This window comes from Pseudonocardia sp., from assembly GCF_025965585.1.
GTDB lineage: Bacteria > Actinomycetota > Actinomycetes > Mycobacteriales > Pseudonocardiaceae > Pseudonocardia.
In genome coordinates this window covers 1-15709 of record NZ_JAOPWR010000110.1, presented here as the reverse complement: position 1 = coordinate 15709, position 15709 = coordinate 1, and the positions used below count along the sequence as shown (strand labels likewise).

The window sequence follows — 15709 nt, the reverse complement described above, 5'->3', positions numbered from 1 at the left end:
CACCGTCTTGAGCAGTCCGGGGCTGTGGGGCTGCGTCGGAGCGTCCGCCCGATCGGCCGGGGGCGGCGCCGCGTTGGTGGTCGGCCCCGCGTTGGTGGTCGGCGCCCCGGCGGTCGTCGGGGGGGTGCCCGTCGGAGGCGCCGTCTCGGCCTGGGAGACGGGCCCCGGGGCAGCGGCGGCCCGGACGTCCGGGGAAGGCGCGCCGGTGGCCGCGGACGCATCGGCCGGCGTGGTGCCGGTGTTGGTGGTGCCGGTGTCGGTGGTGGCGGCCGGAACCTGCTGTCCCGCGGTCTGACCGGAGCCGGCCGCAGGCGGAGCGGGGTCGACGGTGGTCGACCCGACCGCGGGCGGCTGGCCCTGAGGTGGCGGGTTCTGGGGAGCGGGGTCCTGCGTGGGCCGCGGAGCCGACGGCGGCACGTCGGCCTTGGACGGACCGTTGTCGACCGCGGGAGGGGCCGCGGAGGCCGGGGCGGGGTCCGTCGGCGCGACCGGAGCGGCCGGATCCGCGCTGGGGGCGGCCGTGGACGCCGCAGTGGTGGTGACGGTGGTGGTGCGGGGGGTCTCGGCGGCGCGGTCGGTGAGCGGCGCCGGGGCGCCGGCCGCGAGCGCGGCGGGGGACGTGCCGCCGTCGACGGGGTTCGGCGGGATGAGTCCTAGCGACGCCGCGACCTCGGGATCGGCGACCGCGGCGGCGAGCTGTTGCTGCTGCTGGACGAGCTGGGCCTGGCCTTGCTCGGGGGCTACCTGCGGGAGCGTTGCGGCGACCGCGGCGATGGCTGCCTCGGCGTCGGCTTTGCGGCCCTCCTTGAGCGCGGTGCGAACCGTCTCGAGCCCCGTGGAGACGTCGGCGGCGGCCTGGACGGACCGGGCGCGCTCGGCGTAGAGCACCTTCGTGACCGGCCACAGCGTGCCGCCGGGCTGAGCGTCGTAGGAGCCGACCGCGAGGGTGGACCCCACCAGCACCACCAGCGCGGCTGCCACGGCGAGGCGCCGTGCGTACAGCGGCGGCTCCGCGGTGCGGTGCCTGCCCGCACCGGCGACACGGGTTCGGAACGGGATCGCCGCCGCGCCCGTGGTGGCCGCGGCGACGACGGTCGGCCCGGACACGACCGTGTCGTCCACGTCCGCCGCGTCGGTGGTGGCCCCGGAGTCGGATGCGCCCCCCACCGTCTCCGGCCGCACATCCCTGACCCATGCCGAGAGCATCGACCGCAGCACGGCCTCGGGGTCGTCGGAGGGGAGCTGCTCACGAGGTGCACGAACGATGCCGGACACCAGGGACTCGACGAACTCGTCGTCGGCGCGCAATGCCTCGATGTCGATCGGGCGGTCGGGCTCGGACCCCTCCCAGAGGTCCTCGCCGTTGTCGCCAGGCCGCACCCCGGCCTCCGTTCGTGTCGCGCCCCGACCACCCGGTCGGGGAGGGGAGGTTACCCCTGTTGAGCGTTCGGTGATGACGTCGTTCCAGACTGCCACGACGTTTCGCCCTCCCAGTGGTTCAACCTACTGGCAGGTCGGATTCGACCGTGCACCACTTCTGCCCTGAGCCGAGCGGCCCCCGGACCTGCTCGTTCGTGTTCCGCTGTTCGGACGGTCACGGAGCGCGACCGTCGGTCGTGTCCGGCGCCGCCGGCGTGCCGGTTCGGCGCTCAGGCCCGCCAGGCCGCCGGGTCGGTCCACGCCTGCAGGTGCAGCCGCGTGGTGAACCGGCGCGGCCTGCGGGAGATCGGGTCGGTGAACTCAAGCGTCGAGGCCAGCAGCTGCAGCGGGCGGCGGAAGTCGTCGAGGGGCTTGTCGGTGAGCACCGGGTAGAAGTCGTCGCCCAGGATCGGCACGCCCAGCCCGCTCATGTGCAGGCGCAGCTGGTGGGTGCGCCCGGTGGCGGGGGAGAGGCGGTACCTGCCCAGCCCGTCACGGTGCTCGAGCAGCTCCACCTGCGTCTCGGCGTTGGGTTCGCCCGGCTCCTCGTAGGCGCAGATGACCCCGCGGTCCTTCACGATCCGGCTGCGCACCACGAGCGGGAGCGCGAGCGCCGGGTCGTACGGGGCGACCGCCTCGTAGGTCTTGGAGACCGCCCGGTCGCGGAACATCGTCTGGTACGCCCCGCGCCGCTCCGGCCGCACCACGAACATCAGCAGCCCCGCCGTGACGCGGTCCAGCCGGTGGGCCGGGATCAGGGCCGGCAGGTCCAGCTCGCGGCGCAGCCGCACCAGCGCGGTCTCCACGATGTGCTGACCGCGCGGGATCGTGGCGAGGAAATGCGGCTTGTCCACCACGAGCAGGTCCTCGTCGCGGTGCACGATCCCGATCGGGAACGGCACGGACGTCTCCACCGGCAGGTCGCGGTGGAACCAGAGGAACGACTCCGGCACGTAGGGGGCGTCGACCGCGATGGGCCCGTCGAGGTCGACGATGCGCTCCTCGCGCAGCATCGCGTCGATCCGCGACGGTGACACGCGCGGCAACCGCTCGACGAGGTGGTCGCGCATGGTGGCCCAGCCGCCCTCCGCGGGCGTGCGCAGCCGCACGGCGTCGAGCCCGTGCCGTTGTGGCAGCGGGGACCGCAGCTTGCGCCTCATCGGCGCCAGCCTACGGACCGCCCGGAGCCCGGGCCCTACAGCTCCGCGCGGATGGCGGTGAGCACCGACTCCGTGGCGTCGGGCGGGGAGACCTGTGCGCACAGCCGGTCCATCACCACCGCGTAGTGCTCGACGTCCGCCCGCTTGTCCAGGTAGAGCGCGCTGGTCAGCTGCTCGAGGTAGACGAGGTCGGGCAGGTCGGGCGCGGCGAAGCGGAGGATCGAGAACGGCCCGCCGGCGGCCGGGTGCCCGCCGTCGCGGAGCGACGCGATCTGCAGGGAGACGTTGGGAAGCCGGTTCATCGCGATGAGGTGGTCGAGCTGGTCACGCATGAGCTCCGGACCGGCGAGCCTGCGCCGCAGGGCCGCCTCGTCGACGACCGCCCAGAACGTCGGGCCACCGGGCGCGGTCAGGATCACCTGGCGTCGCATCCTCAGCTCGACGCGGCGCTCGACCTCCTCGGGATCCGTGTGGCCCAGCCGCGTGACGGCGCGCGCGTAGGCGGGCGTCTGCACGAGCCCGGGCACGAACTGCAGCTCGTAGCACCGGATGAGCGACGCGGCCTGTTCGAGGCCGAGGTACGTCTCGAACCAGGCGGGCAGCAGGTCGGAGTAGCGGTGCCACCAGCCGGGGGCGTTGGCGCCGCGGGCGAGGGCGAGGAACTGCTCGCGCTCGTCGGGATCGTGGACGCCGTAGAGGGTGAGCAGGTCGGCGATGTCGCGCTCCTTGAACCCGACCCGGCCCAGCTCGACGCGGCTGATCTTGGCCGTCGACGCGCGGATGGCCTCCCCGGCCACCTCCCGCGTGACGCCGGCCGACTCACGCAGGGCCCGCAGCTGCGCTCCCAGCGCGATGCGCAGCACCGTCGGACCGGTGCCCGCGCCGGACGATCCCCCACGAGCGCCCTCGGGGGCCCGCTGACCACGTGCCGCGTCCATCGTGCTGTGCCCCTCGCTGCTGTCCGCCACCGACACCCACCGATGTTCGCACGGGAGAGCGAAACGGATTCACCTGATGAGTGAACGTGTGGAGGAAGAGTGCCGGTCAGTCGGCCAGGTCGTCGAACTCGCCGCTCCGGATGCCACGGATGAACGCCGACATCTCGGCCCTCGTGTAGACGATCGTGGGACCGCTGGGATGTCGTGAGTGCCGTACTGCAACGTCCCCACCAGCGAGAACGGCGATCTCGACGCAGTTCCCGCTGGGGTTGCTGGCCGAGCTCTTGCGCCAACTGAGGTCCCGTCCTGCACGGTGCACGTGCAGATGTTCATGCAGCAGCACTTGCAATGGCAACCCTGACGTTCCACGATCGTTGTGGGGACACCCACTCCAGCGGGTGACGGTGTCCTGTTCTCGCGACGATCGGCAACGCGAGGGAGAGGGAGCCATGAGCTACTCGTGGGGAGTCGGGCTGGGTTCGGCCCGCACCGACAGCCTGCCCGTCGTGCACGCGCCCGCGAGGCCCGGTGCCGGAGTGACGGTCCGGCGCCGGATCCCCGAGGAGCCCACCCCGGAGATGCGGCAGCTCGCCGTCGAGCTCGCTCCGATGGTCGACGTGTGGCAGCGGCTGCTCGCCCAGCACGTCCCCGACCGCACCGGCCGGTGCCGCACGTGCACGAAGGGCGGCACCGGGCTGCCCGCCCGGTCGTGGCCGTGCTCCATCCACGGGGTCGCCGACCTGGCCCGGCGCTGCCACGCGGAGTCCGTGGCCTGAGCCCCGCGCCCGCCTGAGCCCCGCGGCGATCAGCGGAGCGGCATCGGCTCCGGGTCGTCCGGCAACGCCGCTGTCGGCCGGGGCGTGGCCCGGTGACCCAGGAACACCGGCCGGTTCGCGTGACCGAAGAGCAGCGGCAGCAGCTCCGACGCCCGCACGACGCCGTACCAGCCCTGCTGCGCCGGTACCTCGCCGAACGCCGTGACGCCGTCGGCGCGCACGCCCGGGCCCGCCACCACCAGCGGCGTCGGGTCCCCCGTGTGCAGGACGCCGTCCACGGACGGGGTGGCGTGGTCGCCCGTCACCGCGACGACCGCCCGGCCTGCCAGCTCCGCGAGGCCGGCCAGGCCGCGGTCGGCCGCCTCGAGCACGTCGCGCTTCGCGTACGGGTCCTTGGTGTGCCCGGCCTCGTCGGTGGCCTTCGTGTGGACGTGGACGAACCGCGCGCCCCGGCCGATCAGCTCGTCGGCCACCGCCAGGCGCGCCGCGAGGTCGGCGGCGACGTCCGGCATCGGGGTCACGTGCTGCTGCGCCATCCCGAGGACGCCCGCCAGCCCGCGGTAGAGCCGCGTCTGCGTCACGGCCGCGCCGGCGACCCCGGCCTGCTCGGTGAACGTCGGGATCGGCTCCCGCACGCCCGACCATTTCGTGGTGAGCACATCCAGCGGCGGCAGGCCCCGCTCCGCGCGTGCCGCGTTCAACGGGCTCGCCACCAGCGCGGCGCGCGCGTCGAGCAGCAGCGCGGTCAGTGCCTCCGCGGTGGCCTCGCCCGCGGGATCGGCGGCACGCACCCGCAGCCACGGGTGGCGGTCCTCGAAGAACGGGTCCGAGTCCGTGACGGCGCCGCACGCGTGCTGCGGCAGCGTGAGCAGGGCCTCGCCCCGGCCGCCGAGGGTGCGCAGCGTGGCGCCGTGCGCACCCAGCACGGGGGAGAGCCCGGCGAGCAGGGCGGCCGCGTCGTCGGCGTCGCCGGGGGCGACCCGGCCGGTGATCCACACCCGGTCCCCGTCCGATCGCGAGGTCCGCAGCGCCGCGTGAGTGACCGCCACGCCGTACTCGACCGCGATGCCCGCTCCCACGGCCTCCAGCACCGCCCGCCCGGGGAACGTGACGTCGGCGAACCCGAACATCGCCCAGTGCGCGAGCTCCGACGCCGGCGCGCGGCCCCACCCGAACGGCAGGTGCCACCCCGACGCGCCGCGGGCCGCCAGCGCGTCGAGCACGGGGGTGGCGGCGGCCTCGGCGGGCGTCCGTCCGCCCAGCTCGGGGACCGGCCGGTCGCCCAGCCCGTCGAGGACCACCAGCACCACCGGCAGCCGGTCGTCGTCGAGGCGCGGCTGCGTCTCGCCGTAGCCGGGTGCCCTCATGAGCGGGCCGCGAGCAGCGCGTCGAGCACCGGGGCCACCCCGGCGGGCACGGCACCGCGCCAGTCGGCGCCCTCGCGCAGGAGGACACGGATGTCGGAGGCCGAGCGCTTCGTGGCCGGGTCGCCGTCCAGCACGGTCACCGCGTACCCGCCCACCCGGAGGGCGTCGGCCTTCTGCCGCTCCCAGCCGTCGTAGGCGCGGACGAACTGGTGGGCCCATGGCGGCACGTACTCGGGCCAGACGTGCGGGCGGGTCAGGTCGAACGGCACCACCGTGGTGCGGTCGCCGTACCCGGCGGCGTCGAGCGCGGCGATGAGCAGCCGCGACCGCTCGTAGTAGGTGAAGGGGTTGGCGGCCGGTGTGTGCCGGTGGGCGGAGGTGGCCTCCTCGTGCCGGGCGGCCGTGTCGGGGTTGGTGACGGCGACGATCACGTGCTCGCACGCGTCGAGCGCGATCCCGATCAGCTCCAGGTGCTGGTCGTGGACGGGCTGGAACCGGCCCGTCACGCAGCCGAGCGTCCCGTCGGACGGCATCACCGCAGGAGGGGTCACCGCAGCAGGCCGCGAGCGATCGCGTTGCGCTGGATCTCCACCGTCCCCGCGGGGATCTTGAGGTTGCGCGCCACGCGGAACAGCTTCTCCTCGGGGGAGCCCAGCAGCAGGCCCGTGCCGCCGTGGATCTGGACGGCGTTGTCGGCCACCCGGAAGAACGCCTCGTCGTTGATCACCTTGACCAGGCTGATCAGCCGCGGTGCGTCGCGGTGCAACGGGATGCCGTACGGGCCCAGCTCGTCGAGCTCGGCCTGCGCGACGAGCGAGGCGGCCCGTGCGGCGTAGACGTCGGCGTCCATGTCGGCCAGCAGGTGCTGCACGGCCTGCAGGTCGGCGATCGGCCGACCGCCCGTCTGCCGGCTGCGGGCGCGCTCCAGCGCCCGGTCGAGCAGCCAGTAGCCCCAGCCCGCACACATCCCGCCGCGGCACAGCCGCCGCCAGTTGATCCAGGACATGGCCAGCGCGAACCCGTCGCCGACCTCGCGCACGACGTTCTCCGCCGGCACCCGCACGGCGTCGAACTCCAGCTCGCCGGTCAGGCCGTCGGACAGCATCGTGGGGATGTCGCGGCCGCGGCGGACGCCGGGCGCGTTCGCGTCCACGAGGAACATCGAGAGCGACCGCGTGCCCGCCCCGGGCTCGGTGACGGCCACGACCTGCAGCACGTCGGCGAAGGCGGCGTTGGTGATCCACGCCTTGGCGCCGTCGAGGATCCAGTCGCTGCCGTCGCGCCGGGCGTGCGTGCTCATCGCCAGCACGTCGGTGCCGACGGAGGCCTCGGTGTTGCAGAACGCCGCGGTGATCTCCCCGGCCATCAGCGGCTCGAGGTAGCGCCCGCGGGCGGCGTCGGAGCAGTGCTCGATGGCCGGGTTCGCGCCCTCGGTCCAGGCCAGCGCGGCGATGCCCAGCCCGAGTCCACCGTGCCGGTAGACGTACTCCTCGACGTGCTGCATCTCCACACGGGAGAACCCGCCACCGGCCAGCGCCGCGCTGACGTGCGGGTTGTAGAGCCCCGCCTTCGCCGAGCGGCGCTGCGCCTCGCGCCGGGCCTCCCACACCACGGGGTGCATGCGGCCGTCGTCGTCGAGGGCGGGGTTCCACGGCGTGCCGACACCGGCGGCGGCGAGTTCCTTCTCCAGCGGGTCGATCTCCGAGGAGAGGAAGGCGCCGAACCGCTGCGTGTAGTCGAGGACGCGGTCCGACGGGGCCCAGGAGGCGGCGCTGCTGCCAGTGCTCATGGCTGCGACGCTAGATGACCCGGTCCGGACCGTCGGCGGGGGCCGTTACCCGAGCCACTCCAGCGCGGCCGCGGCCGTCCACGCCTGGTCGTGGCTCCCGAGCGGCTCGCCGGTGATCGGCTCGTAGTACTCCGCGAAGGTCAGGTCGCCCAGCTGCTCCAGCGACGCCTCGCGCAGCACGCCCCGCAGCTGCCACGCGCTGTCGCGGGCGCAAGCCCAGCCCAGCAGCAGGTTGAGGAACGGCCACACCGGGCCGCGCCAGTAGGTGCGGCAGCGGAAGCCGGGGCTGGCCGGCGACGTCGACGGGGGCAGCGGGTAGCGCAGGGCCGGGTGGCCCATCCACTGCTGGCCGAGCAGGATGCCGCGCTGGCGCGCGAGCAGGTCGGCTCCGTCGACCCCGTCGGCGCCCGCGACGAGGGGGGCGAAGCCGGCGACGGTCAGCGGGCCGATCCACTCCTCGGCCAGCACGTCGTAGTCGCGGGCCAGGCCGGTGACGGGGTCGACCGTGGCGGCCACGCCCGCGCGGAACCGGGCGGCCGTGGCGCGCTGCTCGGCGGCGTCGTCGGTGCGGCCCAGCTCGTCGGCGATGCCGGCCAGCACCTCGGCGGCGGCGGCGAGGATGGCGGAGAAGAACACGTCGCGGACGCGGAAGTCACCGATGTCGAGGATGCGGTCGTCGTCGTAGTGCACGGAGCGCATCTGCTCGACGAGCCACAGGTACCGCGTGTACTCCCCGTCGCTCGGGCGCTCGGCCGACGAGCCGACGTGCAGCGTGTCGCGGCGGACGAAGGCCGGCACCTCGCCCGCGGTGATCCGTGAGTACGGGCCGTCCCAGCGCGGGGAGTTGTCGAAGCCCGACTCCCAGCTGTGGTGGATCTCCACCAGGCCGACGCCGTCGGGGTCGCGGGCGGTGGCCAGCCAGCGGTGCCAGGCCAGCCAGCCGTCGAACGTCTCGGCGACGAACGCCTCGGCGGCCTCGGCGTCGGCGCCGCCGTTCTCGCGGCCGCGGTCGAGGATGTGGCGCAGGGCGATGGCGTGCACCGGCGGCTGGCAGATGCCGGACGTGCGCACCCCGGCCGGCTTGGCGGGCGCCTCGTCGGTGCCCCAGCGCTCGGGACCGGGGAAGTAGTCGTCCACCCGCGGCGAGAACACGATGTGCGGGATCATCCCGGTGCTCCACTGCGCCGAGAGCAGGCTGCGCAGCTCGGTGACGGCGCGGCGGACGTCCACGCGCGAGAGGCCGATCGCCACGAACGCGGCGTCCCAGCTCCATTGGTGCGGGTAGAGGTCGGGAGCGGCGCTGGTGACCGTGCCCAGGTCGTTGCGGCGCAGGACCTCCACCGCAGCCGGGCGCAGCAGACCCGCTTCGAGCATCGTGCCGATCATGGAATGGCCTCTCACGCCGGTTCGGGGGTGGTCGTGCGCCGGACAGAGGGCCTATCGCCGGTGGCGCCGAAAGTATGAGCGGAGAGTGATCGGGGGAACACTCCGGCGGACCGGGAGAGCACGCGCGGACGCATGGAATCTCCTCGGTTCAGCGTCGCTGCCAACTTCTGTTCAATGGAAGAACAGAACTGGAGTACTGTCAAGGGCCGACGGTGTCGAGGAGGGAACATGAGCGGTGTCACCGGTCACGGGGTCACCAGCCACGGCTATCTGCTCGACCTGATCCGCTCCACCGGCGGCATGTCCCGCCAGCAGCTGATCGCCGAGACGGGCATGTCCCGCGGCACCCTCTACGGCCGGCTCGACACCCTCGCCGGCCTGGGGCTCGTCTACGAGGCCGAGAGCCTCGGCGCCACGGGCGGGAGGCGCCCGCGGCGTATCCGCTTCGACGACCGCGGGCGGGTCGTGCTCGGCATCGACCTCGGCCAGACCCACGCGCGCATCAGCATCACCGACCTGCTCGGCAGCGAGATCCGACGCGCCGACCTGCCCCTGCGCATCGAGGACGGGGCGCGGTCCGTGCTCGGGTCGGTGCTCGACCACGGGGAGAAACTCGTGGCCCAGGGCTCGGGGGAGCAGCTGGTCGGCATCGGGGTGGGGGTTCCCGCGGCGGTCGACCTCGCCACCGGCTGGATCCTGCACCCCACCACCCTCGAGGGCTGGCCCGCGGAGTCGGCCGTCGACGCCGTCGGGGCCCGCTGGGACCTGCCCGTCGTCGTCGAGAACGACGCGCGCGCGGCGGCCGTGGGGGAGTCGCGCACCGACGAGGAGACGCTCGTCCACGTCAAGGTCGCCACGGGCATCGGCTGCGGCATCGTCGTCGGCGCCGACGTACTGCGCGGCGCCCGTGGGGTGGCGGGCGACATCGGCCACGTCCGCGCGATCGTGCCCGGCGCCGGCTCGGAGCCGCTCTGCCGCTGCGGCCGCACCGGGTGCCTCGCCGCGTACAGCTCGGGGCGGGCGCTGCTCGAACGGCTGGCCCCGCACGGCGTCGACACCCTGGCCGGCATCGTCAGCGGCGTCGACGATCCCGCGGTGCTGGCCGCGCTGCTCGACGCCGCCGACGTCCTCGGCGTCACGCTGGCTACCACCGTCACCACCGTGAACCCCCACCGGCTCGTGCTCGGCGGCGCGCTCGGCGTGCTCCCGCCGCTGGTGCAGCGCGTCCGTGAGCGGATCTACGACACGGTCGCCGAGCGCGCGCGCCCCGTGGTGGAGGGCAGCAACCTGGGTGCCCGCGCCACGGTGCGCGGCCTGGCACGGCTCGTGGCGCGCCGCGTCTACGCGCCGGACGCGGTGGACGAGACGGTGGTGCGCGCGGGGTGATCCACGCCGGCAGACCTGCAGGCACGGGGTGCCTCGACCGTGTCGGCTGAATCGTGTCAGGGTTGTGCCGTGGACCTTCACCCCTCCGCCACCGCGACACTGCCCGCCACCACCACCGACTGGTGGCGCTCCGCGGTCGTCTATCAGCTCTACATCCGCAGCTTCGCCGACGGCGACGGCGACGGGATCGGCGACATCGCGGGGATCCGGGCTCGCCTGGGGTACCTGCGCGACCTCGGCGTCGACGCGGTGTGGATCAACCCGTGGTACCCGTCGCCGATGGCCGACGCCGGCTACGACGTGGCCGACTACCGCGCGATCGAGCCCACCTTCGGTACTTCCGAGGACGCCGCCGCGCTCATCGACGAGGCCCATGCCGCGGGCCTGCGGGTGATCCTCGACATCGTCCCCAACCACACCTCCGACCAGCACGACTGGTTCCGTGCCGCGCTCGCGGGCGGGGCGGCGGAACGGACGCGGTACCTGTTCCGACCGGGCCGCGGCGTCGACGGCGAGCTGCCGCCGAACGACTGGCAGAGCGTCTTCGGCGGTCCGGCGTGGACGCGCGTGGCGGACGGGTCGTGGTACCTGCACCTGTTCGACCCCACCCAGCCCGACCTCGACTGGAACAGCCCGGAGGTCCGGGCGGAGTTCGAGTCGATCCTGCGTTTCTGGTTCGACCGCGGCGTCGACGGCTTCCGCATCGACGTCGCGCACGGCATGGTCAAGGCGGACGGCCTCCCCGACGTCGGGGACGACAAGCAGGAGATGCTCGGGACGTCCGACCGGCTCGACCACCCGCACTGGGACCGCGACGGCGTCCACGAGATCTACAGCGCCTGGCGCGCCGTCGCCGACTCCTACGCCGACACCCTCGAGGGCGCGCGCATCTTCGTCGCCGAGGCCTGGGCCCCGAACGCCGAGCGGCTCTCGCTGTACCTGCGTCCCGACGAGCTCCACACCGCGTTCAACTTCGCCTACCTCGACGCCCCGTGGGACGCCGCGGCCCTGCGCGAGGTGATCGACGGCTCGCTGACGACGTTCGCCGGTGTCGCCGCGCCGGCCACCTGGGTGCTGTCCAACCATGACGTCGTGCGGCACGTGTCCCGGTTGGGCCGGCCCGTCGGGAAGGGGCACACCCTGTCGTCGCTGTCTCCGATCGACACGCTCGACCTCGAGCTGGGCACCCGGCGCGCCCGCGCGGCGGCCCTGCTGATGTTCGCCCTGCCCGGCAGCGCGTACGTCTACCAGGGCGACGAGCTGGGCCTGTGGGAGGTCGAGGACCTGCCCGACGAGGTGCTGCAGGACCCCACCTGGGAGCGTTCCGCCCACACCGAGCGCGGCCGCGACGGCTGCCGGGTGCCGATCCCGTGGTCGGGCGGCGCGAGCCCGTTCGGCTTCGGGCCCGAGGGCTCCACGCCGTGGCTGCCCCAGCCCGCGGGCTTCGCGGGCGTCACCGTGGCGGCCGAGGAGGCCGACCCCGGCTCGATGCTCACGCTCTACCGCTCGGCCCTGCGGCTGCGGCGCGAGCACCCGGAGCTCGGTGACGGCGAGCTGACCTGGCTGCCGAGCGGGCCCGGGGTCCTCGCGTTCCGGCGCGGACCGGGCCTGGCCTGCGTGGTCAACCTGTCCGGCGAGCCCGTCGCCCTGCCGGCCGGAGCCACCGTGCTGCTCGCGTCCGGCCCGCTCCCCGGCGCCGCTGTCCCGGTCGACACGGCGGTCTGGTTCGCCGACTAGCCCGACGCGGACGTCGTGGTCCGGGTGCGTCCCGGGGGCGGACGTTTCGGACGTGACCTACGCGAGCGGGTCGTCCAGGTCCGGTTCGTAGATCCACCGATCGCCGGTGGCGTCGGCAGGGTCGGGCCCACGCCGCCGGTCGGCGGGTTCCGGGATGCGCACCGGCATGTGGCCGGTGTCCTCGGCGTAGATCGTGGTGTCGTGGTGGCAGGGGAGCAGGCGGGGCGGGAGCCCGTCGTCGCGCAGCTCCACGGGCTCGGTGTGGCCGTCGCACGGTCCGCCGACCAGCACGGCGTGCGGCATCGTCCTACACGCCGCGCCGTCGTGGCGTCGCCGGGCCAGCACCGCGCCGATGCCGATGACCAGCACGAGGCCGGCCACGGAGATCAGGAACGGCAGCGAGCCCGGGTCGGCTCCGTAGGTGCCGATCGCGACCAAGGCCGCCGCGCCGGGCGTCATGCCGATCGCGCTGCCGACGACGTAGTCGCGGGTGCGCACCGACGTCAGGCCGCAGGCCATGTTCAGCACGGCGAACGGCAGGATCGGCGCGAGCCGGATGGTGGTCATCGCGAGCAGGCCGCGACGGCGCAGCAGGTCGTCGAGCCGGGTCAGGCGCGCGGCGCCGGAGCCGGCGCGCTCCTGCAGGCGTTCGACGCTGCCGCGCCCGAGCCGGCGCGCGAGGGCGAAGCCCGCCGCGGCGCCGAGCACCGCACCGACCATCACCACCGGCAGGCCGAGTCCCAGTCCGAACAGGACCCCGCCGCCGACGCTCAGCACGCTGGCCGGCACCGGTGTCAGCGACAGCCCCGCGTAGAGGGCCGCGTAGAGCACCGGCCCGGCCCACCCGGCCGCCGCGACCCAGCCGCGGATCACCTCCAGCGGGGGCACGCCGATCTCGACGGCGACCGCGGCAAGCCCGAGCGCCACCGCGAGGAGCAGGACGGGCCGCCACCACCTCATCGCCGTCACCCTCTCGCCGGTGTCGCTCCGCAGCCTACGGCCGAACGGACGCGCGCCGCCCGCCGACGCACGAGCGGGTCACCCGAGGAACTCGACGATCGCGTCCCTGAACTGCGGGGACGCGACGACGACGCCCACGTGGTCGCCCGGCACCGGCCGCGGCTGCGCGCCGGGGATCGCGGCCGCGAGCGCCTCGGGACACACGGCGAAGTCGTCGGCGCGCAGCGCCGTGGCGAGCGAACCGCGCGGGATGGCGCGGGTGTCCACGCCCCCACCACACTCCTCGGGCGTTCGTCACAGCTGAGGAGCACGGAGGAGACGGAGTCCTCAGCCGTCCCGCAGCCGCGTGAGCAGGGGGATGGCGGCGATCTTCTCCTCCGTCAGCTCCGACCAGCGGATGCCGTCGGTGGGGCGCTCGCCGCGCCTCCCGCGGCAGTCGAGCACGCGGTCCGGTGTCACGACCAGGTCGACGGGCGCGTCGTGCGCCGCCGTCGGGATCACGCCCGCGGGTCGCACCTGCAGTTCGTGCACCGTCGTCACGACGAGCGTGTCCGGCCCGATCAGCCCGGCCGCCATGGCGAGTGCGAACTCCAGGTCGGCGAACCCGCCGCCCTTGCCCAGCCGGGCACCGTCCTCCCCGACGGCCACGCAGCCCGTCACCACGAGGTCCACCGGCTCCAGCTCGGCCACCGCCACCCGGCGGGCCGAGCGCGTGGCGCCCGCGATCGACGCGGCCTTGCGCGGCGGGTCGGCCAGGTGGGCGGGGTCGAGCAGGAAGAACGGCTCGGGCTCGGCCAGGCGCGGCACCGCCATGTACACGGTGCGGCCGTCCTCCAGCGCGCGCTGGCGGACGGGTAGCTGCGCGGAGTCCGGGTTGGACTTGAGCGTGCGCGCCGCCGCCCACGCGTCGGTCTCCCGCAGCCGCTGTGCCGCGGCCTCGGCGCCGGTGAAGTTGGAGATCCGGTTGCGGGCACCGGGGAACCGGGCGACACGGGCTTCGGTGAGCGCGGTCCAGACCTCGTCGCGCAGGGCGGCCTTGGCGGCGAGCAGGTCCGCGTCGCCGCCGGCGTCGTGGTCGTGGCGTCGGGGGGTCCTGCCCGTCATGATCCGGCGACGCGGCGGCGGTCGCCCTGCGCACGCATCCGGGCCAGCACCGGCAGCCCGACGCGGGGGAGCAGGCCACCCACCCGGGCCAGCCCGGCCCGGACGGGCGGCATCGACCGGACGACGCGCGTGCCGTCGAGCATCCCGATCGCGGCGTCGGCCACGGCCTGCGGCGTCAGCAACGCCTTCTGCGAGAACAGGATCGCCGTGTCGCGGTGCGACTGCTCGTCGCGGACGAGCGCGGTGTCGGCGGCGTCCGGGCACAGCGCGTGCACGCGGATCGGGATGCGCTCGAGGTCCAGGTCGCCCTGCAGGCTGGTGCTGAAGTTCAGCACGGCCGCCTTGGTGGCCGCGTAGATAGCCAGCCCGGGCACGGGCCCGTGCGCCGACATCGACGCGATGTTGAGCAGGTGCCCGCCGCGGGACCGCATGGCCTCCACCGCGGCCCGCGAGCCGTGGACGACGCCGAGCAGGTTGGCGTCGATCATCAGGGCGACGTCCTCGTCGGGGTGCTCCCACGCCTTTCCGGCACGCAGCACCCCCGCGTTGTTCACCCACACCCCGACCGGCCCCAGCTCGGCCGCGGCGGAGGCGACCGACCGGTGGTCGGCCGCCAGCCGTGCGTCCGCGGCGATCCCCGTGGCGCCCAGCTCGTCGGCGGCGGCGCCGACCGCGTCGGCGTCCAGGTCGGTGATCAGGACGCGGTGGCCCCGCGTGACGAGGCGGCGGGCGATCTCCTTGCCGAAGCCGCGGGCGGCTCCGGTGACGACGGCGGCGGTGGCGGTGGAGGGGGCGTTCATGCGGCACACCCTGCCATTTCGCTCCCGGGAGGTTCATGCTCGCCTCGTGATCTCCGACGATCGGTTGCGCGAGGTCGCCGCCGCGCTCGTCGCCGTCGATGGCGTCGTGGGCGTGATGTCGGGCGGCAGCCGCGCCCGCGGCGACCACGTGCCCGAGTCCGATGCGGACCTCGGTGTCTACTACCGGCCGTCGCTGGACGTCGCGGCGCTGCGGGCACTGGCCCGCGAGCTCGCCGGACCGGACGCCGAGGTCACCGAGCCCGGCGCCTGGGGGGAGTGGGTCGACGGCGGCGCCTGGCTGCGGGTCGACGGCACCGCGGTCGACTGGATCTACCGCGACCTCGACCGCGTCCATGCCGCCTGGCGCGATGCCCGCCGCGGTCGCCACGCCTGGTACGTGCAGGTGGGCCACCCGCTGGGCTTCCTCGACGTCGCGTACGCGGGGGAGGTGGCGCTGGGCGTGGTGCTGGCCGACCCGTCCGGCGAGCTCACCGCCCTGCACCGCGACACGCGGATGTACCCGGCGCTGCTGGCCCGCTCACTGGTGGCGCGGCTCGGGGAGGCCGAGCTCACGGTGGGCATCGCGCGCAAGGTCGTCGACCGCGGCGATGCCGCGTACGTCGCCGGGTGCGTGTTCCGCGCCGTCGGGCTGTGCGCGCACGCCTTGCACGCCCACGCGGGACGGTGGGCGATCACCGAGAAGGGCCTGGTCGCGGCCGCGGGAGGGCTGCACGGGGCACCGAGGGGCTTCACCGAGCTGGCCCACGCCCTGCTCGCCCGGGTCGGGTCCTCGCCCGTCGAGCTGACGGCCACCCTCGACGCCGCCGAGGCGCTCGTGGCGGAGGTGCGCGCGGCCTGCGCCCGCTGATCCCGCCCCGCAGCTGCGT

General features: G+C 74.7%; 16 protein-coding genes. 4 read left to right on the top strand and 12 right to left on the bottom strand.

The features are described from left to right. The 4 genes from JWR81_RS06885 to JWR81_RS06870 form a co-directional block, all read right to left on the bottom strand. Window positions 1–1380 (bottom strand): hypothetical protein (locus JWR81_RS06885; protein WP_297648296.1); only part of this gene is annotated, 1380 nt, incomplete at its 3' end. A gap of 269 nt (window positions 1381–1649) precedes the next feature. Further along, entirely contained in the window at window positions 1650–2579 is a 930-nt protein-coding gene (locus tag JWR81_RS06880; RefSeq protein ID WP_297648294.1) for an RluA family pseudouridine synthase, read from the bottom strand. A gap of 35 nt (window positions 2580–2614) precedes the next feature. Further along, window positions 2615–3553 carry a helix-turn-helix transcriptional regulator gene (locus tag JWR81_RS06875; RefSeq protein WP_297648283.1) on the bottom strand — a complete coding sequence of 313 codons (939 nt, stop codon included), beginning with the start codon at window positions 3551–3553 and terminating at the stop codon, window positions 2615–2617. Window positions 3554–3623: 70 nt separating this feature from the next. After that, entirely contained in the window at window positions 3624–3968 is a 345-nt protein-coding gene (locus JWR81_RS06870) for a DUF397 domain-containing protein (RefSeq protein ID WP_367278746.1), read from the bottom strand. On the opposite strand from JWR81_RS06870, the gene JWR81_RS06865 reads away from it, so the two are divergent. Further along, the gene (locus JWR81_RS06865; protein WP_297648280.1) at window positions 3967–4293 is read left to right on the top strand and encodes a hypothetical protein; all 327 of its coding nucleotides are present in this window, start codon (window positions 3967–3969) and stop codon (window positions 4291–4293) included. The two genes, JWR81_RS06870 and JWR81_RS06865, sit on opposite strands and share 2 nt — an antisense overlap. A 29-nt stretch (window positions 4294–4322) precedes the next feature. On the opposite strand, the gene JWR81_RS06860 is transcribed toward JWR81_RS06865, so the two are convergent. Genes JWR81_RS06860 through JWR81_RS06845 form a run of 4 tightly spaced genes read right to left on the bottom strand, consistent with a single transcriptional unit; the run spans window position 4323 to window position 8823 of the window. Then, window positions 4323–5660, bottom strand: coding sequence for a phosphoglycerate mutase (locus JWR81_RS06860; RefSeq protein WP_297648277.1), 1338 nt, complete (start codon window positions 5658–5660; stop codon window positions 4323–4325). Continuing rightward, window positions 5657–6211 carry an adenylyltransferase/cytidyltransferase family protein gene (locus JWR81_RS06855; protein ID WP_297648274.1) on the bottom strand — a complete coding sequence of 185 codons (555 nt, stop codon included), beginning with the start codon at window positions 6209–6211 and terminating at the stop codon, window positions 5657–5659. The genes JWR81_RS06860 and JWR81_RS06855 overlap by 4 nt, the downstream gene beginning before the upstream one ends. Continuing rightward, window positions 6208–7449, bottom strand: coding sequence for an acyl-CoA dehydrogenase family protein (locus JWR81_RS06850; RefSeq protein WP_297648271.1), 1242 nt, complete (start codon window positions 7447–7449; stop codon window positions 6208–6210). Before JWR81_RS06850 ends, JWR81_RS06855 begins: the two co-directional genes overlap by 4 nt. 45 nt (window positions 7450–7494) lie before the next feature. Further along, window positions 7495–8823, bottom strand: coding sequence for a glycogen debranching protein (locus JWR81_RS06845; RefSeq protein ID WP_297648267.1), 1329 nt, complete (start codon window positions 8821–8823; stop codon window positions 7495–7497). 240 nt (window positions 8824–9063) lie between these two features. Between JWR81_RS06845 and JWR81_RS06840 the strand changes: the two genes are divergently transcribed. After that, window positions 9064–10221, top strand: coding sequence for an ROK family protein (locus JWR81_RS06840; RefSeq protein WP_297648264.1), 1158 nt, complete (start codon window positions 9064–9066; stop codon window positions 10219–10221). Between the two features lie 69 nt (window positions 10222–10290). Continuing rightward, complete coding sequence (locus JWR81_RS06835) at window positions 10291–11958, top strand: glycoside hydrolase family 13 protein (RefSeq protein ID WP_297648261.1); 1668 nt, start codon at window positions 10291–10293, stop codon at window positions 11956–11958. Between the two features lie 57 nt (window positions 11959–12015). Here the strand turns inward: JWR81_RS06835 and JWR81_RS06830 are convergent, their stop codons facing one another. From JWR81_RS06830 to JWR81_RS06815, 4 genes are all read right to left on the bottom strand, one after another. Beyond that, complete coding sequence (locus JWR81_RS06830; RefSeq protein ID WP_297648258.1) at window positions 12016–12918, bottom strand: TVP38/TMEM64 family protein; 903 nt, start codon at window positions 12916–12918, stop codon at window positions 12016–12018. Window positions 12919–12996: 78 nt separating this feature from the next. Continuing rightward, complete coding sequence (locus JWR81_RS06825; protein ID WP_297648255.1) at window positions 12997–13185, bottom strand: hypothetical protein; 189 nt, start codon at window positions 13183–13185, stop codon at window positions 12997–12999. 60 nt (window positions 13186–13245) lie between these two features. Next, entirely contained in the window at window positions 13246–14022 is a 777-nt protein-coding gene (locus tag JWR81_RS06820) for a 5-formyltetrahydrofolate cyclo-ligase (RefSeq protein WP_297648251.1), read from the bottom strand. Continuing rightward, a complete protein-coding gene (locus JWR81_RS06815; RefSeq protein WP_297648248.1) occupies window positions 14019–14822 on the bottom strand; it encodes an SDR family oxidoreductase in 804 nt (267 codons plus the stop codon). The genes JWR81_RS06820 and JWR81_RS06815 overlap by 4 nt, the downstream gene beginning before the upstream one ends. Window positions 14823–14868: 46 nt before the next feature. Here JWR81_RS06815 and JWR81_RS06810 point away from each other — a divergent pair, with 46 nt between their 5' ends. Next, window positions 14869–15690: a nucleotidyltransferase domain-containing protein gene (locus JWR81_RS06810; RefSeq protein ID WP_297648245.1), complete on the top strand. Its 822-nt coding sequence runs from the start codon at window positions 14869–14871 to the stop codon at window positions 15688–15690. The last annotated feature ends 19 nt before the right edge of the window (window positions 15691–15709 follow it).